The sequence below is a fragment of the Kitasatospora terrestris genome, from assembly GCF_039542905.1.
Lineage (GTDB): Bacteria > Actinomycetota > Actinomycetes > Streptomycetales > Streptomycetaceae > Kitasatospora > Kitasatospora terrestris.
This window is the reverse complement of sequence record NZ_BAABIS010000001.1, coordinates 3625583-3645033: the sequence shown is the minus strand read 5'-3', so window position 1 is coordinate 3645033 and position 19451 is coordinate 3625583. Positions and strand designations below refer to the sequence as shown.

The 19451-nt window shown below is 72.8% G+C and carries 19 protein-coding genes and 3 tRNA genes; 16 read left to right on the top strand and 6 right to left on the bottom strand.

Annotated features, from left to right (window positions below; genetic code table 11):
• The 6 genes from nuoK (at position 1) to ctaD (ending at position 8273) form a co-directional block, all read left to right on the top strand.
• Positions 1-360, top strand: coding sequence for an NADH-quinone oxidoreductase subunit NuoK (gene nuoK / locus ABEB06_RS16655; protein WP_345697642.1), 360 nt, complete (start codon positions 1-3; stop codon positions 358-360).
• A complete protein-coding gene (locus tag ABEB06_RS16650) occupies positions 357-2372 on the top strand; it encodes an NADH-quinone oxidoreductase subunit 5 family protein (RefSeq protein WP_345697641.1) in 2016 nt (671 codons plus the stop codon). The genes nuoK and ABEB06_RS16650 overlap by 4 nt, the downstream gene beginning before the upstream one ends.
• 43 nt (positions 2373-2415) lie before the next feature.
• Entirely contained in the window at positions 2416-3951 is a 1536-nt protein-coding gene (locus ABEB06_RS16645; protein WP_425559633.1) for a complex I subunit 4 family protein, read from the top strand.
• Positions 3952-3985: 34 nt separating this feature from the next.
• Positions 3986-5494, top strand: a complete 1509-nt coding sequence (locus ABEB06_RS16640; protein ID WP_345701871.1) for an NADH-quinone oxidoreductase subunit N — start codon at positions 3986-3988, stop codon at positions 5492-5494.
• 108 nt (positions 5495-5602) lie between these two features.
• Entirely contained in the window at positions 5603-6460 is an 858-nt protein-coding gene (htpX, locus tag ABEB06_RS16635) for a zinc metalloprotease HtpX (protein WP_345697640.1), read from the top strand.
• 130 nt (positions 6461-6590) lie between these two features.
• Positions 6591-8273, top strand: a complete 1683-nt coding sequence (gene ctaD, locus ABEB06_RS16630; protein ID WP_345701870.1) for an aa3-type cytochrome oxidase subunit I — start codon at positions 6591-6593, stop codon at positions 8271-8273.
• A 65-nt stretch (positions 8274-8338) separates the two neighbouring features.
• Here the strand turns inward: ctaD and ABEB06_RS16625 are convergent, their stop codons facing one another.
• Positions 8339-8854: a hypothetical protein gene (locus ABEB06_RS16625; RefSeq protein ID WP_345697639.1), complete on the bottom strand. Its 516-nt coding sequence runs from the start codon at positions 8852-8854 to the stop codon at positions 8339-8341.
• A gap of 87 nt (positions 8855-8941) precedes the next feature.
• Entirely contained in the window at positions 8942-10489 is a 1548-nt protein-coding gene (locus tag ABEB06_RS16620; RefSeq protein ID WP_345697638.1) for an alkaline phosphatase, read from the bottom strand.
• A 217-nt stretch (positions 10490-10706) separates the two neighbouring features.
• Here ABEB06_RS16620 and ABEB06_RS16615 point away from each other — a divergent pair, with 217 nt between their 5' ends.
• The 3 genes from ABEB06_RS16615 (at position 10707) to ABEB06_RS16605 (ending at position 11719) form a co-directional block, all read left to right on the top strand.
• Positions 10707-10943: a hypothetical protein gene (locus ABEB06_RS16615; RefSeq protein WP_345697637.1), complete on the top strand. Its 237-nt coding sequence runs from the start codon at positions 10707-10709 to the stop codon at positions 10941-10943.
• Positions 10944-11020: 77 nt separating this feature from the next.
• Positions 11021-11275: a LapA family protein gene (locus tag ABEB06_RS16610; protein WP_345697636.1), complete on the top strand. Its 255-nt coding sequence runs from the start codon at positions 11021-11023 to the stop codon at positions 11273-11275.
• A 42-nt stretch (positions 11276-11317) separates the two neighbouring features.
• On the top strand, positions 11318-11719 hold the full coding sequence (locus ABEB06_RS16605; protein WP_345697635.1) for a YccF domain-containing protein: 402 nt from the start codon (positions 11318-11320) through the stop codon (positions 11717-11719).
• Positions 11720-11743: 24 nt separating this feature from the next.
• On the opposite strand, the gene ABEB06_RS16600 is transcribed toward ABEB06_RS16605, so the two are convergent.
• Positions 11744-12733, bottom strand: coding sequence for an NADP-dependent oxidoreductase (locus tag ABEB06_RS16600; RefSeq protein WP_345697634.1), 990 nt, complete (start codon positions 12731-12733; stop codon positions 11744-11746).
• A 182-nt stretch (positions 12734-12915) separates the two neighbouring features.
• Between ABEB06_RS16600 and ABEB06_RS16595 the strand changes: the two genes are divergently transcribed.
• The gene (locus tag ABEB06_RS16595; RefSeq protein ID WP_425559632.1) at positions 12916-13812 is read left to right on the top strand and encodes a LysR family transcriptional regulator; all 897 of its coding nucleotides are present in this window, start codon (positions 12916-12918) and stop codon (positions 13810-13812) included.
• A gap of 90 nt (positions 13813-13902) precedes the next feature.
• Here ABEB06_RS16595 and mug read toward each other — a convergent pair whose 3' ends face one another.
• Positions 13903-14469 carry a G/U mismatch-specific DNA glycosylase gene (gene mug / locus ABEB06_RS16590; protein WP_345697632.1) on the bottom strand — a complete coding sequence of 189 codons (567 nt, stop codon included), beginning with the start codon at positions 14467-14469 and terminating at the stop codon, positions 13903-13905.
• Positions 14470-14577: 108 nt separating this feature from the next.
• On the opposite strand from mug, the gene ABEB06_RS16585 reads away from it, so the two are divergent.
• Positions 14578-15048 (top strand): hypothetical protein, encoded by a 471-nt coding sequence (locus ABEB06_RS16585; RefSeq protein WP_345697631.1) that lies wholly within the window; start codon positions 14578-14580, stop codon positions 15046-15048.
• 184 nt (positions 15049-15232) lie between these two features.
• A complete protein-coding gene (locus ABEB06_RS16580; RefSeq protein ID WP_345697630.1) occupies positions 15233-15724 on the top strand; it encodes a hypothetical protein in 492 nt (163 codons plus the stop codon).
• Between the two features lie 529 nt (positions 15725-16253).
• Here the strand turns inward: ABEB06_RS16580 and ABEB06_RS16575 are convergent.
• Positions 16254-16742: a YajQ family cyclic di-GMP-binding protein gene (locus ABEB06_RS16575; RefSeq protein WP_345697629.1), complete on the bottom strand. Its 489-nt coding sequence runs from the start codon at positions 16740-16742 to the stop codon at positions 16254-16256.
• A gap of 215 nt (positions 16743-16957) precedes the next feature.
• On the opposite strand from ABEB06_RS16575, the gene ABEB06_RS16570 reads away from it, so the two are divergent.
• Both ABEB06_RS16570 and ABEB06_RS16565 read left to right on the top strand, forming a co-directional pair.
• A tRNA-Tyr gene (locus tag ABEB06_RS16570) sits at positions 16958-17038 on the top strand.
• A 106-nt stretch (positions 17039-17144) separates the two neighbouring features.
• Positions 17145-17531, top strand: coding sequence for a hypothetical protein (locus tag ABEB06_RS16565; RefSeq protein WP_345697628.1), 387 nt, complete (start codon positions 17145-17147; stop codon positions 17529-17531).
• Positions 17532-17610: 79 nt separating this feature from the next.
• Here ABEB06_RS16565 and ABEB06_RS16560 read toward each other — a convergent pair whose 3' ends face one another.
• A complete protein-coding gene (locus tag ABEB06_RS16560) occupies positions 17611-18870 on the bottom strand; it encodes an amidohydrolase family protein (protein ID WP_345697627.1) in 1260 nt (419 codons plus the stop codon).
• A 314-nt stretch (positions 18871-19184) separates the two neighbouring features.
• On the opposite strand from ABEB06_RS16560, the gene ABEB06_RS16555 reads away from it, so the two are divergent.
• Positions 19185-19257 (top strand) — tRNA-Thr (locus ABEB06_RS16555).
• Positions 19258-19298: 41 nt separating this feature from the next.
• A tRNA-Met gene (locus ABEB06_RS16550) sits at positions 19299-19371 on the top strand.
• Positions 19372-19451: the final 80 nt, after the last annotated feature.

Genomic DNA, 19451 nt, shown 5'->3' with positions numbered 1-19451 from the left:
GTGCACCTCGCCTACCCCGCCGTCCTCGCCGCGCTGCTGTTCAGCGTCGGCGTCTACGGCGTGCTCGCCCGGCGCAACGTCGTGCTGGTGCTGATGTCCGTCGAGCTGATGCTCAACGCGGTCAACCTCAACCTGGTGGCGTTCGACACCTGGCTGCGCGACGCGCTGCACGCCGGTCAGGCACTGACCCTGTTCACCATCACGATCGCGGCCGCCGAGATCGGCCTGGGCCTGGCGATCGTGCTGCTGGTGTTCCGCACCCGCCGCACCGCCGACGTGGACCGGATCACCGCCCTCGGCGACCCGTCCGAAGCCGCGGAGCCGTCCGCGGAGACCGAGGAAGCGCAGGCCGTCGCATGAACCTCGCCCTGCCGATCCTGGTCCCCGTGCTGCCCGCGCTCGGCGCGGCGGCCACCCTGGCCACCGGCCGCAAGGTGCCGGGCCTGGCCCGCCCGCTGGCGATCCTGCCGGTCGCGGTCTCGGCCGTGCTGGCCCTCCTGGTCGCCCTGCAGCTGGGCACCGGCACGCTGGACGCCGCCACCCGGCTGACCCCGACCGGCGGCCCGGACATCACCCTGGCCCTGCACCTGGACGGCTTCACCTCGGTGATCTCCGTCCTGGTCGGCCTGGTCGCCACCTGCGTGCAGGTGTACTCCACGGCCTACCTGAAGGACGACCCGCGCTACCCCTCGTACGCGGCCCTGGTCTCGCTCTTCACCGCGGCGATGTTCGTGGTCGTCTACTCCGGCGACCTGATCGTCCTGCTGGTCGGCTGGGAGGTCATGGGCATCTGCTCGTACTTCCTGATCGGCCACCACTGGGAGACCGCGGACGCCCGCTCGGCGTCGCTGAAGGCGTTCCTGGTCACCAAGCTCGGTGACGTGCCGTTCCTGTTCGGCCTCTTCCTGCTCGGCGCGGACGCCGGCACCTTCCGGATCGACGGGGTGCTGACCGCCGCCGCGGACGGGCGCCTCGGCCACCCGACGCTGATCGCGCTGCTGCTGCTCGCCGGCGTGGCCGGCAAGAGCGCGCAGTTCCCGCTGCACACCTGGCTCCCGGACGCGATGGCCGGTCCGACGCCGGTCTCCGCGCTGATCCACGCCGCCACCATGGTCGCGGCCGGCATCTACCTGGTCGCCCGGCTGCTGCCGGTCTTCCTGCTCTCCGCCGCCGCGCTGGTCGTCCTCTCCGTGATGGCGGCCGTCACCATGATCGGCTCGGCGCTGTGCGCGCTCGCCCAGGACGACCTGAAGCGGGTGCTCGCCTACTCGACGGTCGGCCAGCTCGGCTACATGGCCGGCGCCCTCGCCTCCGGCGACCGCGACGCTGCCGTGTTCCACCTGCTCACCCACGGCGCGTTCAAGGCGCTGCTGTTCCTGGCGGCCGGCGTGGTGATCCACGCCGCGCACACCAACTCCATCTCGGCGATGTCCCGGATGCCCGGCCTGCGCCGCCGCGTCCCGGACGCCTACTGGACGATGGGGATCGGCCTGGTCGCCCTGGTCGGCCTGCCGCCGTTCTCCGGGTTCTTCTCCAAGGAGGCGGTGCTGACCGCCGCCGAGCACGCCGCGACCGGCGAGGCGATCACCGGCGGCCTGGCCCCGGCCTCCGCGGTGCCGTCCGCCGCGGGCTGGATCGTGCTGGTGTCCGGCTCGCTGACCGCGCTGCTCACCGCCGCGTACGCGACCCGGCTGTGGCTGGTCGCCTTCCACGGCCGCGCGCTGACCGGCCTCCCGGCCGAGCCGCAGGCCGGCGCCCCCTACTCGCCGGAGATCGACGAGGCCGACCCGGCGAAGGCCGAGCCGGCCGCGATGCGCTGGCCGCTGTGGGTGCTGGCGGTCCCGACCATGGGCCTCGGCATCCTCGGGCTGCGCACCGACTGGCTGCCTGCCCTGCTCGGCGGCAGCTCGCTGCGCCCCTCGGTGGACACCGCCGTGATCGGCACCGGCCTCGCGGTGGCCGGCTTGCTGATCGCGTACGCCGCCTGGCGCTCCGCCGGCGCCCGGCAGGCCGCCCGCGCCCCGCAGGTCGAGGGCCGGGTGCCCGAGCAGGCCGGACCGCCGGCCGTCGAGCAGCTGCCCGCCGACCCCGGACGCAGCCTGCTCGGCCCGCTCTTCGGCCCCGCCCAGCACGGCTTCGGCGTGGACCGGCTGTACAGCGCGCTGTTCGTCCGCCCGACCGGGGCACTGGCCCGACTGGTGCAGTTCCTCGACCGCGAGGTGGTCGAGACGTACGTGCGCGGCGCCGGCAACGGGGCCACCGCGCTCGGCTGGCTGGTCCGCCGGGCACAGAGCGGCAACGCCCAGGCCTACCTGAGCGCGCTGCTCGCCGGAGCCGTCGTGCTCGCCGTCCTGGTGGCGGTCGGCTCATGATCCAGATTTCCCGTCCCGACCCGGCACGCCCTGGGAGCACCCGGTGAACGCAGTCCTCATCGCCCTCCTGGTGCTGCCGCTGCTCGGCGCCGCCCTCACCCTGGCGCCGATCGCCGACCGGCTCGCGCTGCGGCTCGGCGTCGCGGTCACCGGCGCGGCGCTGGCCCTGTCCGTTGTGCTCGCCGCGGGCTTCGACCACGACCGCCCGAGCCGGATGCAGGCGGTCACCGACGTCGCCTGGATCCCCGCCCTGAACGTCCGCCTCCACCTCGGGGTGGACGGCATCTCGCTGCCGCTGCTGGTGCTCACCGCCCTGCTCAGCCTGCTCTGCGCGGTGTACTCCACCAAGCGCCTGCCGAGCGGCGAGGGCGTCCCGGGCGCGCGGGCCTTCACCGGGCTGCTGCTCCTGCTGGAGGTCGGCATGCTCGCCACCTTCGCGGTGCTCGACCTGGTGCTGTTCTTCGTGGCGTTCGAGATCGTGCTGATCCCGATGTACTTCCTGATCGCCCGCTGGGGCAGCGGCGCGAAGGTGTTCGCCGCCAACCGCTTCATCCTCTACACGCTGCTCGGCTCCGCCGTGATGCTGCTCGGCTTCCTGCTGATCGGCCTGAACGCCGGCACCTTCGACATGACCCGGCTCGCCGAGGCGCACGGCAGCGGCCTGAGCCACACCACCCAGGTGGTCGCCGCGCTGGCCATCCTGGTCGGCCTGGCGGTCAAGGCCCCGGCCTGGCCGCTGCACAGCTGGCTGCCGGACGCGCACACCGCCGCCCCGACCGTCGGCTCGGTGCTGCTGGCCGGCGTGCTGCTGAAGATGGGCACCTACGGCCTGGTCCGGGTGCTGCTGCCGATCGTCCCGGACGGCACCGCCACCTTCGCCCCGTACCTGGGCGCGCTGGCCGCCGTCGGCATCCTCTACGGCTCGCTGGCCTGCCTGGCGCTGGCCAGGCCCGGCGCCGAGGGCGACCTCAAGCGGCTGATCGCGTACTCCTCGGTCGGCCACATGGGCTTCGTGCTGCTGGGCATCGCCTCGCTCACCCCGACCGGCGTCAACGGCGCGCTGTTCGCCAACATCGCCCACGGCCTGATCACCGGCCTGCTGTTCTTCCTGGTCGGCGCCGTCAAGGACCGCTACGGCACGGCCGACCTGGACACCCTGGCCGGCACCACCGGCGCCGCCCTCTACGGCCGCGCCCCGCGGATCGGCGCCCTGCTCGCCTTCGCCGCCGTCGCCAGCCTCGGCCTGCCCGGCCTGGCCGGCTTCTGGGGCGAGCTGCTCGCCATGTACGGCGCCTTCGACCCGGCCGCCGGCCTCTCCCGCCCGGCCTTCGTCACCTACATGGTGATGGCCGGCCTCGGCACCCTGCTCACCGCCGGCTACCTGCTGCTGGTCGTCAAGCGGGTCTGCATGGGCGACCCGAAGCAGCCCGCCCCGGTCGCCGGCCTGTCCGACCTGAAAGCGTACGAGGCGGTCAGCTGGACCCCGCTGGTCGCGCTCACCGTGGTCGCGGGCTTGTGGCCGGCCCTGCTGCTGAGCCTCTCCGACCCGGCCGTGAAGCACCTCCTCGGAGGTGGCTGAGATGACTCCCACTCCTCACCTGGGGCAGCCCGCCATGACCTCGCTCGCCGTCGCCGACCCCGGCGCGCTGATCCAGTCCGTCGACTGGCTGGCCGTCGCGCCGCCGCTGACCGCGGCCCTGGTCGCCCTGGCGGTGCTGCTCGCCGACCTCTTCCTGCCGGAGGCCCGCAAGCGCGTCCTCGGCTGGATCACGGTCGCCGGCCTGGCCGCCTCGCTGGCCCTGCTGCTCCCGCTCGCCACCGGCGGCACCCGCTCGACCTTCTGCCTGAAGGACGCCGGCTGCTCGTACGTCGCCGACCCGTTCGCGCTGGTCTTCCAGCTGCTGGCGCTCGGCGGCGCGCTGATCACCGCGCTGCTCTCGCTGCACACCGTGGAGGAGGAGAAGCTGCCGGGCGGCGAGTACTGGTTCCTGCTGCTCAGCAGCGCCGCCGGCGCCGCCCTGCTGCCCGCCTCCCGCGACCTGGCGACGCTGATCATCGCGCTGGAGGTGGCCTCGCTGCCGGCCTTCGCGCTGGTGGCGCTGCGCCGCGACGGCCGCGGCGCGGAGAGCGCGCTGAAGTTCTTCCTCTCCTCGGTCACCGCGACCGCCGTGATGCTGCTCGGCGTCAGCTTCGTCTACGCCGCCACCGGTTCGATCCACCTGGGCGCGGTCGCCGACGGCCTCGGACACGTCCAGCCGCAGCTGAAGCCGCTGGCCGAGGCCGGCGCGGTGCTCACCCTGGTCGGCTTCGCCTTCAAGGTGGCCGCCGTCCCCTTCCACTTCTGGGTGCCCGACACCTACACCGGCGCCCCGCTGCCGGTGGCGGGCTACCTCTCGGTCGTCGGCAAGGCCTCCGGCCTGGCCGGACTCGCCCTGGTCACCACCCTCGCCTTCCACCCGTACGGCCGCACCTGGGGTCTGGTGCTCGCGGTGCTGGCCGCGCTCACCATGACGGCCGGCAACGTCGGCGCGCTGCGCCAGCGCTCCGACACCCGGTTCGGCGCGCTGCGCCTGCTCGCCTGGTCCTCGGTCGGCCAGGCCGGCTACCTGCTGGTCCCGCTGGCCGCCGCCGGCTACCGGGGTTCGACCGAGCCGCTCGGTGCGACCGTGGCGTACGCGCTGATCTACGGTCTGGTCAACCTGGGCGCCTTCGGCGTGGTCGCGGTGGTGGCCCGCTCCGGCGCGAGCCGGCTGGACGACTTCCGCGGCCTGTACGCCCGCAACCGCTGGGCGGCGCTGGCGCTGGCGTTCTTCCTGCTCTGCCTGGCGGGTCTGCCGCCGGGCGTGGTCGGCCTGTTCGGCAAGGTCGTGGTCTTCCAGGCGGCGGTCGACGCCGGCCTGGGCTGGCTGGCCGTGGTGATGGCCGTCAATGTGGTGATCGCCCTGTACTACTACCTGCTGTGGACGGCGAAGCTCTTCGCCCCGGCGGGCCCCGACGCGGTGGAGAGCGGCCGGGTGCCCGGCCCGCTGGCCGCCACCCTCGGCCTCGCGGCGTCCGGCGCGGTGGTGCTCTCGGTCGCCCCGCAGCTGGTCCTCCAGGTGGTGGGCGGCACGCTGTTCTGAGCTGTGGAACAGTGCTGAGGGGAACGAACCCGCAGCTCTCCTCCGTTGACCCCGGCAGAGGATGAGTCGCAGAAGGCTTCCCATCGCACCACCACGGAGGGCCCTGCAGTGCACCGCCAGCACAACGGTTTGCGGACCGCCGTCCTTCTCGGCGGGCTGTCCGCGCTGATCCTGGTGATCGGCAGCTTCTTCGGCCGCACCGGTCTCCTGGTCGCCCTGCTGGTGGCCGTCGGCACCAACGCGTACGCGTACTGGAACAGCGACAAGCTGGCCCTGCGGGCCATGCGGGCCCGGCCGGTGAGCGAGATCGAGGCGCCGCAGCTGTACCGGATCGTCCGAGAGCTCTCCACCTCCGCCCGCCAGCCGATGCCCCGGCTGTACATCTCCCCCACCCCCGCGCCGAACGCCTTCGCCACCGGCCGCAACCCGCGCAACGCGGCGGTCTGCTGCACCGACGGCATCCTCCAACTGCTGGACGAGCGCGAGCTGCGCGGGGTCCTCGGCCACGAGCTCAGCCACGTCTACAACCGGGACATCCTGATCTCCTCGGTGGCCGGGGCGCTCGCCTCGGTGGTGATGTTCCTGGTCAACTTCGCCTGGCTGATCCCGATCGGCCGCAGCGACGACGACGACGGTCCGGGCCTGGTCGGGATGCTGATGATCATGATCCTCGGGCCGATCGCGGCCGGGCTGATCCAGCTCGCGGTCAGCCGCTCCCGCGAGTACCAGGCCGATGCCGACGGCGCCCGGATCACCGGCGACCCGCTGGCCCTCGCCGGCGCCCTGCGCAAGCTCGACGCCGGCACCCAGCGCCTCCCGCTCCGGCCCGAGCCGCAGCTCCAGACGGCCAGTCACATGATGATCGCGAACCCCTTCCGCCCCGGCGAGGCGGGCACCCGGCTGTTCTCCACCCACCCCCCGATGCGCGAACGCATCGCCCGCCTCGAACGCATGGCCGGCCACTGACCGCGCTGCGGCCGACCGGGTGACCCCCTAGGGCGCGCCACCGCACCCGACCACCCGTCACTGGTAGTGCTTGACCGACTACCCGGCGACGCTGAGGGGTGCTGCGGTGACGATCCTGCCGAGCGAATCCATGGGTGCGCCGCCCCGGCCGCCGAAGCCGCGCCGGTGGCCCGGCCGCCGGCGCCGGGGCGGCCGGGCGCTGGTGCGCTGGCTGACCACCACCGATCACAAGCAGATCGGCACCCTCTACATGGCGACCTCGTTCGCCTTCTTCCTGGTCGGCGGCGTCCTCGCCCTGGTCATGCGCGCCGAGCTGGCCCGTCCGGGGACGCAGATCCTCTCGAACGAGCAGTTCAACCAGGCGTTCACCATGCACGGCACGATCATGCTGCTGATGTTCGCGACCCCGCTCTTCGCGGGCTTCGCCAACTGGTTCATGCCGCTGCAGATCGGCGCCCCGGACGTCGCCTTCCCCCGGCTGAACGCCCTGGCCTACTGGTTCTACCTGTTCGGCAGCCTGATCGCGGTCGGCGGCTTCCTCACCCCGGACGGCGCCGCCGACTTCGGCTGGTTCGCCTACGCGCCGCTGAACAGCGAGGTCCACTCGCCGCTGGTCGGCGCCGACCTGTGGATCATGGGCCTGGCGTTCTCCGGCTTCGGCACCATCCTCGGCTCGGTCAACTTCATCACCACGATCGCCTGCCTGCGGGCGCCGGGGATGACCATGTTCCGGATGTCGATCTTCACCTGGAACATCCTGTTCACCAGCATCCTGGTGCTGTTCGCCTTCCCGGTGCTGGCCGCCGCACTGCTCTGCCTGGAGGCCGACCGCAAGTTCGGCGCGCACGTCTTCGACCCCGCGAACGGCGGGCCGATCCTCTGGCAGCACCTGTTCTGGTTCTTCGGCCACCCCGAGGTGTACATCATCGCGCTGCCGTTCTTCGGCATCGTCACCGAGATCATCCCGGTCTTCAGCCGCAAGCCGATCTTCGGCTACTCCGGCCTGATCGCCGCCACGATCGCGATCACCGGCCTGTCGGTGACGGTCTGGGCGCACCACATGTTCGTCACCGGCCAGGTGCTGCTGCCGTTCTTCTCCTTCATGACGCTGCTGATCGCCGTGCCCACCGGGGTGAAGTTCTTCAACTGGATCGGCACCATGTGGCAGGGCTCGCTGAGCTTCGAGTCACCGATGCTGTGGTCGATCGGCTTCCTGGTGACCTTCCTGTTCGGCGGCCTGACGGGCGTTCTGCTGGCCTCGCCGCCGATCGACTTCCACGTCTCCGACAGCTACTTCGTGGTGGCCCACTTCCACTACGTGGTCTTCGGCACGGTGGTCTTCGCGATGTTCGCGGGCTTCTACTTCTGGTGGCCGAAGATGACCGGCCGGATGCTCGACGAGCGGCTGGGCGCGGTCCACTTCTGGACGCTGTTCGTCGGCTTCCACACCACCTTCCTGGTGCAGCACTGGCTGGGCGCCGAGGGCATGCCCCGCCGGTACGCCGACTACCTCTCCACCGACGGCTTCACCACGCTCAACACCATCTCGACCATCGGCTCCTTCCTGCTCGGCCTGTCCACCCTGCCGTTCCTGTACAACGTCTGGCTGACCCGCCGCCGGGCGCCGCTGGTGACCGAGGACGACCCGTGGGGGTACGGCCGCTCGCTGGAGTGGGCGACCTCCTGCCCGCCGCCGCGCCACAACTTCCACACGCTGCCGCGGATCCGCTCCGAGTGCCCGGCGTTCGACCTGCACCACCCGGAGATCGCCGAGCTGGACCACCTGCAGAACGACACCGAGGCCATCCGCTAGCCGCCGCCCTCCCGGGCGCCGCCCGGCGCCCCGGGCCACCGGGGCCGTGCCGAACAGGCCGCCGTTCACTCGTTGACCAGCACCGGCAGGGTGAGCACCACGCCGACCGGCGTGCCGGTGAGCTTCTCGGCGGGCAGCGAGAAGTCGATGCCCCCGTCGGCGGCGCGCGGGCCGTCGTGCTCGCCGGTGGCGGCCTCCTCCTCCTGGTAGTGGAAGACACCACTGCCGACCAGGTGTCCGGCCGCGTCGTAGAAGCCGGCGCGCACCTCCAGCGCGAGCACGTCGCTGACGTCGGAGGTGATCGTCAGGTGCCCCTTCACGGTCGAGCCCTTGTCCAGGGCGAGCCCGGTGAAGGCCACCCGGTCGGTGAAGGGGCCCGGCTCGACCCGCACCTCGCCGGGCTTCGCCGGGGTGGCCAGCACGGAGGCGGGCGCGGCGATCTGCTTCGGCGCGGGCAGCGCGACGGCGCTCGGCGAGGCCGGGGGCGCCGGCTCGGCGGGCTCGCCGCCGTCGGAGCAGCCGGTGAGCAGGCCGAACGCCAAGGCGGCCAGCACGGTGGCGGTACGGACGGGGTGCTTCATGGCGGTGCTCTCCTGGGCAGGTGGCGGCGGGGCCGGGAGGACGGACGCCTCCCGGCCCCGGTCGGGCTTCGGGCCAGTGCCGGTGCGTCAGCGCTGCGGGGCCCGGTTGAAGAGCGCGCGGTACACCTTGCCGTACAGCTCGGTGTTGTCCTGGCTGGCGGCGAAGCGCTGGCCGCCGGGGCCGTACGCGAAGATCGGCACGTCGGCGCCGGTGTGGTTGCCGGACAGGTAGGTCAGCCAGAGGCTGGCCTCGGGCGAGCCGTCCTTGACGTCGGCCGCGTCGTCCGGGGTGCGGAAGGTGGCCGGGGCGAAGTTCTTCGGGTCCTTCGAGCCGGCGCCGTTGACCGGGCCGGTCGAGCGGAGCGCGTCCTTCACGTTGCCCGAGGTGCGGGCCGGCGAACCGTTGTTGGCCGGGTTGCCCGCGTCGGTGTTGGTGGGCGGGGCGGCCGCCTCGGCGTTGGTGAAGGTGCCCTTCTCGATGATGTTGAAGCCGGCGCACTCGTGGTCGGCCGTGACGATCACCAGGGTGTGGCCGTCCTTCTTGGCGAAGTCCACGGCCTTGGCCACCGCGTCGTCGAACGCCTTGATCTCGCCCAGGGTCTGGGTGGCGTCGTTGGCGTGCGAGCGCTTGTCGATCTGGGCGCCCTCGATCTGCAGGAAGAAGCCCTTCTTGTTCTTCTTCGACAGCAGGTCGATGGCCTTGGTGGTCATGTCCGAGAGGGTCGGCTCGGACTTCTCCGGGGCGCCGGCCGGCAGCGCGGCCTTGGCCGTCTCCACCGTCAGGTTGCCGCGGTTGAACAGGCCGACGACCTTCTTGCCCTTGGCCGCGTCGAGGTCGGCCTTGGTGGCGACCTTCTGGCTGGCGGCGGACTGGGCGGGCAGCGCGGCGTCGCCGAAGCTGCCGAGCACCTGGTAGCCCTGGGCCTCCAGCGCCTTCTGGTCGTCCGGCTCGAACCGGGCCAGGCCGCCGCCGAGGATCACGTCGGCCGTGCCGTTGCGGGCGATCTGCTCGGCGACCGGGGTGATCAGGGTGGAGTCGGCCGGCTTGGCCTCGAAGGTGCCGTCCGCGTTCTTCGGCAGGCAGGCCGCGTCCGAGTAGGACGGGCCCTGGCAGCCGCGCAGCAGCACGTGGCTGAACTCGCCGGCCGGGGTGGCGTCGGTGATCTCCGCGGTGGAGACGTTGCCGGTGGCGAAGCCCGCCGCCTTGGCCTGCTCCATCAGCGTGGCGACGCGCTTCTCGTACGCGTCCACGCCGAGCGCCGCGTTGTAGGTCTTCACGCCGGACGACCAGGCGGTCGCCGAGCTGGCCGAGTCGGTGACCAGGGCGGGCTTGTTGGTGCCCTTCTCCACCGCGAAGGTGGCGACCTGGCCGACGTACGGCAGGCGCTCCATGTTCAGGCGGCCGGAGGCGCCGTAGAAACGGTCGCGGCCCGCGGTGACGTGGGTGCGGCCCATGCCGTCGCCGAGCAGGTAGATGACGTTGCGGATCTCGCCGTGGCGGTCGCCCCGGTCGTCGCGCCCGTAGCTGTAGTCGTTCTGGTCCGAAGGCTCGGAATAGGCGGCGACGGCCGCACCCCCGACCATGGTGCTCGCCAGAGCGACCACCATGGCGGCCTTGAAGGCCTTGCGCTGCATGTCTGACGTCTCCTCGACGCTCGGCGCACCCGGCCTTGCCCACCGCGCGCGCACCCGGGGAACACCCGGGCGGTGCGACGCTAGGAGCGGCACGTGAACACGCTGCGGCCCGAGGGTGTCCTGCGGTCGAACAAGCGTCGGGCGCGAGGGACGCGTTCTGACGGACCCTAGGCCGAACAGCTTCGTGCATCTACTACAGGTCTGTAGAGTCGTTCGGGTGGGACACAACGAGGACTGGCAGGACTGGCAGCCACCGGAGACCGAGATCCGTCGGGTCTACCAACCGGTCGAGATCCACCGCGAGGACGGCACCTGGGCGCTCGGCCGGATCAACGCCTGGTGGCAGCCCGACGACGGCACCCCGTGGTGCCGCGTCCACGCCCTGCGCACCGGCGAGCACTGGATGCCGTACGACCCCGAGCGGCTGCTGCTGCTCCCCGGGGCCGGCACCTGAGCCCGGTTCCCGGCGGGGGTGCCTGAGCCCGGTCTCCCTGCCCTGCGAATCGGTGATATCGACCGATAATGGTAGGTATGGCTGACAAAACCACCGACTCGCAGCGTCGGTCGAGCGTCACCGTCGGCGGGCGCGAGTACCGGATGCGCACCGTCGGGATCGCGGTCCTGGCCGTGCTGGCGATCTGGTTCATCGCGGTGAACACGGACTCCGTGCAGATCACCCTGTGGGTCGCCAATGTGACCATGCCGCTCTGGGTGGTCCTGGCCGTCACCCTGGTGGTCGGCGCCGCCATCGGCTGGCTCGCCGCGAGGCGCCGCGCGAAGCGCTAGCGCGGCCGAGCGCCGGGACGCCCGGCATGGAAAGCTGATCCCATGAAGGTGATCGGTTTCGTCCTCAACGTGATCTGGCTGCTCTTCTGTGGCATCTGGATGGCCATCGCCTACGCGGTGGCGGGCATCATCTGCTGCATCCTGATCATCACCATCCCGTTCGGCATCGCGTCCTTCCGGATCGCGGGCTACGTGCTGTGGCCGTTCGGGCGGACGACGGTGGAGAAGCCGGACGCCGGCGCGCCGTCCTGCGTCGGCAACGTGATCTGGTTCGTCTTCGCCGGCTGGTGGCTGGCGATCGCGCACGTCGCCACCAGCATCCCGCTCTTCCTGTCGATCATCGGCATCCCGTTCGGCTGGGCGAACCTGAAGATGATCCCGATCTCGATCGCACCGCTGGGCCGCGAGATCGTCGCCAGCGACGAGGGCTTCGCCGGCCGCTGAGCCGCCGCGCGCCGTGCGCACCGGTCAGAGCCGGACCAGCATCTTGCCGGTGTTGGCCCCGCGCAGCACGCCCAGGAACGCCTCCACCACCCGGTCGAAGCCCTCCACCACGGTCTCGTCCGACACCACCGCCCCGGACCGCAGGTGCGGGGCCAGGAAGTCGTTCAACTCCTGCTGCGCGTCCAGGTGCTCGCGGACCAGGAAGCCCTCCAGTCGCAGGCTCTTGCCGACCACGTCGTAGAGGTTGCGCGGCGCGCTCGGCGGCTCGGTGCCGTTGTACTGGGCGACCGCGCCGCACCAGGCGATCCGGCCGTGGTCGCGCAGCACGTCGATCGCCGCCTCCAGGTGGTCGCCGCCGACGTTGTCCAGGTAGACGTCGAGCCCGTCCGGCGCGGCCCGGCGCAGCAGTCCGGTCACCGGGCCGTCGTGGTAGTCGAAGGCGGCGTCGAAGCCCAGGCGCTCGGTCAGGTGCTCCACCTTGGCGGCGCTGCCCGCGCTGCCGACCACCCGGCGGGCGCCCAGCAGCCGGGCGAGCTGCCCGGCGGCGGTGCCCACGCCGCCGGCCGCGGCGGAGACGAACAGGTCCTCGCCGGGCTGCAGCCGGGCGATCCGGGTCAGCCCGACCCAGGCCGACAGCCCGGTCCCGCCGAGGATCCCCAGGTGCGCGCTGAGCGGCACACCGGGCAGCTCCACCAGCGGGCGCGCCTCGGCGGGGGAGACCACCGCGTGGGTCCGCCAGCCCTTGCGGTGGAAGAGCAGCGCGCCGACCGGCAGTGCGTCCGAGCAGGACTCCACCACCCGGCCGATCGCCCGGCCCTCCAGCGGCGCGCCCAGCGCCCAGCCGCCGTCCATCTCCTCCCGCATGTACGGGTCGACCGACAGGTACAGGTTCTCGACCAGCGCGGTGCCCTCCACCAGGGCGGGCAGCCGCTCGGTGACGAATGCGAAGTGCTCGGCGCCGGGCATGCCCTGCGGGCGGGCGACCTGGTGGACGGCGTGGGCGGTGACGGGCATGACATGCCTCCGGGGGAGTGGTGGTGGGAGCGCCGGCGGGACCGGCGCCGCGATCGGTGCCGGGACCGGCGCCGGGGTCGGTGACCACCGTAGGAAGCCGTCGCGGCGCCGGGCAGCCCGCCGCGTCGATGGCTGCCGCCCTTCCATGAATCCTGCTCATGGATGCAGGTAGATTGCCGTCCGTGGCCACCGAACTCGCCCCGCAGGAACTCCGCGTCCTCGTCGCCGTCGCGCACGAGGGCGGCTTCACCGCCGCCGCCGCGAGCCTGGGCCTGACCCAGTCCGCGGTCTCGCACGCCGTCCGCGGCTGCGAACGCAAACTCGGCGCCGTCCTGTTCGAGCGCGGCCGTGGCGGCGCCACCCCGACCCCCGCCGGGGAGCGCGTGGTCGGACACGCCCGCCGGATCCTGCGGCTGCTGGAGCTGCTGCCCGCGGAGGCCCGCGCGACCGAATCCGCCCGGATCGCCGGCCCGCTGCGGATCGCGGCCTTCCGCAGCGTCGCCGCCCAGCTGCTGCCCGCCGTCCTGACCCGGCTCGCCGAACGGCACCCGCAGCTCACCCCCGAGGTGCGGATCGTCCGCGAGATCGGCCGCGGCACCGCCGGCGAGGTCGCCGACGGCCGGGCCGACCTCGGCCTCGCCACCCTCGACGCCGACACCGCCGCCGTCCCCGGCCTGCTCGCCGCCCCGCTCTTCACCGAGTCGTACGCACTCGCCCACCCGGCCGGACACCCCGACCCGCGCAGCCTCCCCCTCGTCGACTGGGACGAGAACTGCGGCTCCTACACCAGGAGTTGGTGGGGGAGGCAGGACTGGATCCCGTCCGCCACCATCAACGTCGCCGACGACACCGTGGTGCTCTCGCTGGCCGCCCAGGGCGTCGGCATGGCGATCATGCCGATGCTCACCCTCGCCAACCCGCCGCAGGGCCTCGCCGTCACCGACCTCGGCCCCCGGCCGCCCACCCGCCAGGTCGGCTACGTCACCACCCCCGAACTCGCCCGGACCGCGGCCGTCCGTGCCGCCATCCGTGAACTGCGCTCCGTCCCGCTGCCGCCGGGCCTCACCCGGGCCCGCTGAGCGTCCGGGCCGGCTGAGCGCCCGAGTCGGCTGGGCGTCCGGGTCGGCTGGGCGTCCGGGCAGGTGGCCGGCGCCCTCGCGGCGTCGCCCTCAGGAGTCGGCCGGGCCGACCGCCTCGCGCAGCTTCGCGAACTCCGCCGCGATCCCGTCCAGCGTGTAATGCGCGTTCAGGCCACTGGGGTTGGGCAGCACCCAGACCTCGCTGTCGCCGATCCGCTCCACCTGCCGGCCCACCGCCGCGTGCGGCCTGCCGAACGCCGCCCGGTACGCGCCGATGCCCAGCACCGCCAGCGCCCGCGGCGCCAGCCGGGTCACCCGCTCCACCAGCGCCTCGCCGCCCGACCGGTACTCCTCGGCGGTCAGTTCGGACGCCTTCGCGGTCGTCCGGGCCACCACATTGGTGATGCCCAGCCCCAGCGCCAGCAGCTCCTGCTGCTCCTCGGGCCGCAACTGCCTCGGCGTGAAGCCGGACCGGTGCAGCGCCGGCCAGAACCGGTTGCCCGGACGGGCGAAATGGTGCCCGGTCGCCCCCGACCACAGCCCCGGATTGATCCCGCAGAACAGCACCCGCAGCCCCGGCGCCGCCACGTCCGCGATGGTCGCGTCCTGCGCGGCGGCCAGCTGCTCGGCGGTCGGTCTCGCACGATCGGTCGTCATGGCACCACTCTGCCCTGTTCCGGCCGGACCAACGGCATTCGTTGACCCGATGGATACCAGTTCGAATAATCGCCTGTCGTCCGGCGCCGAGATGCGCAGAATATTGGGATGTCACACGAACTGAACGCGATGATCGCCACCGCCGACCTGCTCCGGGTGGTCGCCGCCGAGGTCCCGGCCGCCCGGGTCGTGGACCTCGCCCAGGGCCTCGCGCTCATTCCGATGACCGACCGGCTCCACGACGCCCTGCAGCAGCCCGACAGCGGCCCCGACCTCGGCTTCAAGCGCTTCCCCGGCGGCAACACCCTCCGCTTCGCCGCCTGGTCCAAGTCGGCGCCGATCGCCTACCTCGAAGCCGTCCTCCCCGACGGCCCCCAGCGCGCCGCCGTCTGGCACGACGGCCGGCTCGTCCTCACCCCCGACGGGCCCTCGCCGGACGCCGCCGACCGGGCCCTGCGCCTCCTCGGCACCGACCGCGCCGCCCACCCCGACGAGTCCACCGCCCTCGCCCTCGCCGCCCTCGCCGCGCACGCCCGTGCCGCCCACGACGGCCCCGAGCAGCAGGACGCCACCGGCTGACCGCCGCCCGGCCGTTCCCGGTCGCTCCCGGTCGCTCCCCGGCCGTTCCCCCCGGCCGCTCCCCGACCGGCCCTCGGCGGAGCCCGCACCATTCGGCGTACGAACGGTGGCCCCCGTCCCGGCGGTGGCTCAACGTGTGGTGCAGGCGAAAAGCCTGAACTCCGCTGAAAGGAACGGCTTTACCATGCGTGCCACCTGGGCGGCCGCCGCGCTCGCCGCGGCTCTGAGCCTCACCGCCGCCACTGCCGCCACCGCGGCCCCCGCCAACCCGTCGGCCGCGACCGACGCGTCCCACCCCCGCGCGACCTTCCCGATGTCAGGCGTCGCACCGCCGGCCTCGCTCTTCGCCGCCGGCCATCCGTACCGCCCGGCCCTCCCCGCCGCGCCGACCGCGCCCACCCACCTCACCGGCTCCCCGCCGACCGGCTCGCTCACGACCGGCTCGGCCACCGCAGGCTCGGTGTCGGCCGGCTCGGCACCGGTGGGCGCCACCCCCCAGGGCCTGGACCTCGGCGCCCTGCAGGACCTCATCAACCAGCTCCTCAGCGCCGCCACCCCACCGGCCGGCGGCACCCCGGACCCGGGTGACCTGCAGAAACTCGTCGACCAGCTGACCGGCCTGATCAACGACCTCCTCGGTCAGCTGCTCCCCGTCCTGCCGGCGCCGCCCGCCTGACCCACCCGACAGACCCGCGGGGCCGGTGCGGGAGTGCGTTCCGCCGCACTCCCGCACCGGCCCCGCCGGCCGTCCGCCGGACGCCTACTGCCCGTCGTAGCGGACGACGACGCCCTTGAGGCCCCGCGCGACCCGGTCTGCGAGCCCGTAGTCGCAGAGATCGATCGACCAGTTCGCGGACGTGGCGAGCGAGGCCGAGGGCCTGGGCGATCTGCGGCGCGTACGCAGGTTCGATCACGTTGATGTGCCGGTTCCCGGCGGCGACGAAGGTCTGGTGGAAGGCGGCGCGCCCCGCTGCGATTACCTCCCCGATGTCGTCCCGCAAGCCGCCCCCGCGGTGTCTCGTTGTCCAGCGATCTTGACGCTCCGCGGGGCGTGCCCTGCTCGACACCGGTTTCCGGCGGAAGGGGCCCGTCAATGAGGAGGAGAGCACACCGGGCGGCGCCGACCGTGAACGGTCGTCTGCGCGTGCCCGGCGCGCCCTCCTGGGCCCCCGGAAGCTAACGCCTCCGCACCTCGGTGCGGCGGGTCAGCGGTAGTTCACGAACTGGAGCGGGAAGTCCAGGTCCTTGCCCTTGAGCAGGGCCTGGATGGCCTGCAGGTCGTCGCGCGACTTCGAGCTGACGCGCAGTTCGTCGCCCTGCACCTGCGCCTTGACGCCCTTCGGGCCCTCGTCGCGGATGATCTTCGCGACCTTCTTGGCGTCGTCCTGGGTGATGCCTTCCTTCACGTTGGCATCGAGCTTGTACTCCTTGCCGGAGAGCCGCGGCTCCTCCGGGTCCAGAGCCTTCAGCGACAGCCCGCGCTTGACGAACTTCGTCTGCAGCACGTCCAGGATCGCCCGGACCCGCTCCTCGCCGTTGGCCTTCATCTCGATCTTCTCGCCGGACCGCTTGATCTCCGCGCCCACGTTCTTGAAGTCGAAGCGGGTCGCGATCTCACGAGAGGTCTGGTTGATCGCGTTGTCGACCTCCTGCCAATCGACCTTCGAGACGATGTCGAAACTGGAGTCGGCCATGGGTGTTGGTCTCCTTGAGCTACTGGCAACACGGTCACCGCCGCCCATCCCGGGCAGGCGACGCCCAAGCCTATCCAGCGCACCCCGCACCCCGCCCGCTGCGGCCGCGCGCCGCCCTTGATCATCACGTGACATTTCGAGTGGCAGACCACCCCCCTTCATCAGGTATCGTTTACGACGTCGAACGGGGCAGCCCCCTGTGAGACACCAATCCTGGCTGGTTGCCCGAGCGGCCAAAGGGAGCAGACTGTAAATCTGTCGCGCAAGCTACGCAGGTTCGAACCCTGCACCAGCCACAGGATAGAAAACAGCCCCTGATCTGCGGAAACGCAGATCAGGGGCTGTTTCGTCTGTCACGGGGCACGGGGGCACGGGGGCACGGGGTGGCGGAGGGGCGCAGTGGTGCGACGGCGATGGGTGTGGGGGCAGGCCGGGTACTGGCTGGTGGTCGCGGCGGGGGCCGGGGCGGTCGCGGCCGCGGTGGACACCGCGCCGCCGGGGGCCGTGGACGGGGACGACCTGCTGGGTCCTGCGTTGGCGCAGCTCGCGGCGGTGCTGTGCGCCGGGCTCGCGGTGCTCGTGGCGGTGTTCTGGTTGGTGGCGTGGTGGCGCCTGGGGGCGGGGCGGTGGTGGGCGCAGGCGGCGGCGCTGCTGGCGTTCCCGGTCGCTTTCCTGGTGGCGGCGGTGGCGCCGGGGGTGTGGGAGTTGCCGGCCTTGTTGGGGCTGATGGTGGTGCCCGTGCTCGGTCTGGTGGCCGCACTACGTCACGCCGGCCCGCCGTCCCGATAGTGGCCGGCCGGCGCCGGATCGAGCTGTGAGCGGCCCCCGAGCCGGGGAACGCGGGTCGGGGGCTGTGGTGCGTCCGGGGTCAGCCGGGGTGGTTCTGGCGGGGGAGGGCGAGGGCGACGGTGTCGGCGAACTCGCGGACGGCGCTGGTGCGGCTGACCACGCGCCCGCTGTGGATGACGAGGCGGCTGTGGCCGCCGGAGAGCGCGCCGGGGAGGCTGTCGCCGCGGACGGCGAGGAGTTCGGCGGGGAAGCCGGCGTCGACGCGGACGGGCGGCAGGCCGAGGGCGAGCCGGGCCTGGGTGGAGACGGCGTCGTAGGCGGCGTCGGGGCTGAGGGTGCCGGAGGCGGCGAGCAGGTGGGCGGCTTCGAGCGGGTCGGCGCGGCCGACCGGGTTGGCGGGGTCGCGGAGGGCGCCGCTGCCGGCGCTGAGTGGCACCCTGGCGTCGGCCAACTCCCTTACGAGGGAGGGGTTGAGGCCGGGCGCGGGGCCTTCGAGGCCGGTGCAGGAGCCGTTCTGCGGGAGGCAGACGACGCGCATGCCGGCGGTGGCGAGGACGGGGCCGCCGCCGGCGGCGAGGGTGCTGCACGGGCCGAGTGTGACGCGCGGCCGAAGGGGTGCCAGGGCGGCCGCGAGGCGGGCGAGTTGGGCCTGGTCGCGGCCGGCGGTGTGGAGGTCGACGGGGCAGTCGGCGTCGCGGGCGGCGTCGGCCAGGATCTGGACGTAGCCGATCGGGTCGGGGTCGAGGTCGGGGCAGCCGCCGGCGGCGTCGGCGCCGAGTTTGAGGGCGTCGCGGAGTTGGGCGCGGCCGTCGGCGCCGGCCCGGCCGGTGAGCAGGCGGGGCATGGCGACGGCCTGGAGTTCGGCGAGTCCGCGCAGGGCCTGGCGGGCGGTGAGGACGGCTTCGAGGCGGCGCAGGCCGTGCAGGTCGCCGATCCGGACGTGGGTGCGCTGGGCGGTGGCGCCGTAGCCGAGGGAGGTGAGGGCGGCTTCGGTGACCCGGCGGACGAGGTCGGCGGGGTGGTCCGGGGGCGGGCCGGGGAGGGCCGCGGAGAAGGCGTGGTCGTAGTGGGCGTGCGGTTCGGCCGGGGCGGGGAGCAGGAGGTAGCCGGACAGGTCGATCCGGGCGCCGGTGGTGACGGTGGGCTGGCCGGGGAGGGCGGGGAGCGGTCCGAGGCTGCCGGCGGTGCCGACGGCCTGGATGCGGTCGCCGCTGATCCGGACGTCGACGATGCGGCCGTCGGCGAGCCGGGCACCGGCGAGCAGGAGGACGGGGCCGTGCCCGAGCGGGTTGGCGGCCGGTCCGGGGTGCGGCCCTTCGGCCGGTGTGCTGTCCGTCATGCGACCCTCCTCGCTGCCCGCCGGTGCGCGTGCGGCGTGCGGGCCGCCGACGCGCCTGTCCGCGTGCCGGCCGCTGGGGGCCCGCGCGCGCTCGCAAGATCACTGACAGTCGAGCCTATTGCGGGCCCGGCCGGGACGCTCCTCGGACGCTCGCGGGCGGGCATAAGTCGTATCGGCCGGATCGGGCCGGGTTGCGGCGAGGTCGAACGGGGGTTCCTGGACGGGGTGTCAGTGCGACCCCGCCGACCTGCGACGTTCCGGCCGGGATACGGATTTCACCTCTGGCCGGGAAACGTGTAATCTCTTCCTCGTTCGCCCCTATAGCTCAGTCGGTAGAGCGTCTCCATGGTAAGGAGAAGGTCTGCGGTTCGATTCCGCATGGGGGCTCTGGTGAGAGGTGGTCCGCTTCGGCGGGTGCTGATCATCTAAGCGGTGTAGCTCAGTTGGTAGAGCAAGCGGCTCATAATCGCTGTGTCACCGGTTCAAGTCCGGTCACCGCTACTCCGCGTAGTCGATCGGGGGTTCTGCTCCCGATCGGCTACTCTTGTCTGTGTTCTTATTCGTTGTCCCAGGAAGGCACT

Bases quoted from the DNA above. Each gene is read 5' to 3' on its own strand.
- ABEB06_RS16650 (WP_345697641.1), top strand. From the start codon at position 357: ATGAACCTCGCCCTGCCGATCCTGGTCCCCGTGCTGCCCGCGCTCGGC.
- ABEB06_RS16640 (WP_345701871.1), top strand. From the start codon at position 3,986: ATGACCTCGCTCGCCGTCGCCGACCCCGGCGCGCTGATCCAGTCCGTC.
- ctaD (WP_345701870.1), top strand. From the start codon at position 6,591: ATGGGTGCGCCGCCCCGGCCGCCGAAGCCGCGCCGGTGGCCCGGCCGC.
- ABEB06_RS16625 (WP_345697639.1), bottom strand. From the start codon at position 8,854: ATGAAGCACCCCGTCCGTACCGCCACCGTGCTGGCCGCCTTGGCGTTC.
- ABEB06_RS16620 (WP_345697638.1), bottom strand. From the start codon at position 10,489: ATGCAGCGCAAGGCCTTCAAGGCCGCCATGGTGGTCGCTCTGGCGAGC.
- ABEB06_RS16610 (WP_345697636.1), top strand. From the start codon at position 11,021: ATGGCTGACAAAACCACCGACTCGCAGCGTCGGTCGAGCGTCACCGTC.
- ABEB06_RS16605 (WP_345697635.1), top strand. From the start codon at position 11,318: ATGAAGGTGATCGGTTTCGTCCTCAACGTGATCTGGCTGCTCTTCTGT.
- ABEB06_RS16600 (WP_345697634.1), bottom strand. From the start codon at position 12,733: ATGCCCGTCACCGCCCACGCCGTCCACCAGGTCGCCCGCCCGCAGGGC.
- mug (WP_345697632.1), bottom strand. From the start codon at position 14,469: ATGACGACCGATCGTGCGAGACCGACCGCCGAGCAGCTGGCCGCCGCG.
- ABEB06_RS16585 (WP_345697631.1), top strand. From the start codon at position 14,578: ATGTCACACGAACTGAACGCGATGATCGCCACCGCCGACCTGCTCCGG.
- ABEB06_RS16580 (WP_345697630.1), top strand. From the start codon at position 15,233: ATGCGTGCCACCTGGGCGGCCGCCGCGCTCGCCGCGGCTCTGAGCCTC.
- ABEB06_RS16575 (WP_345697629.1), bottom strand. From the start codon at position 16,742: ATGGCCGACTCCAGTTTCGACATCGTCTCGAAGGTCGATTGGCAGGAG.
- ABEB06_RS16560 (WP_345697627.1), bottom strand. From the start codon at position 18,870: ATGACGGACAGCACACCGGCCGAAGGGCCGCACCCCGGACCGGCCGCC.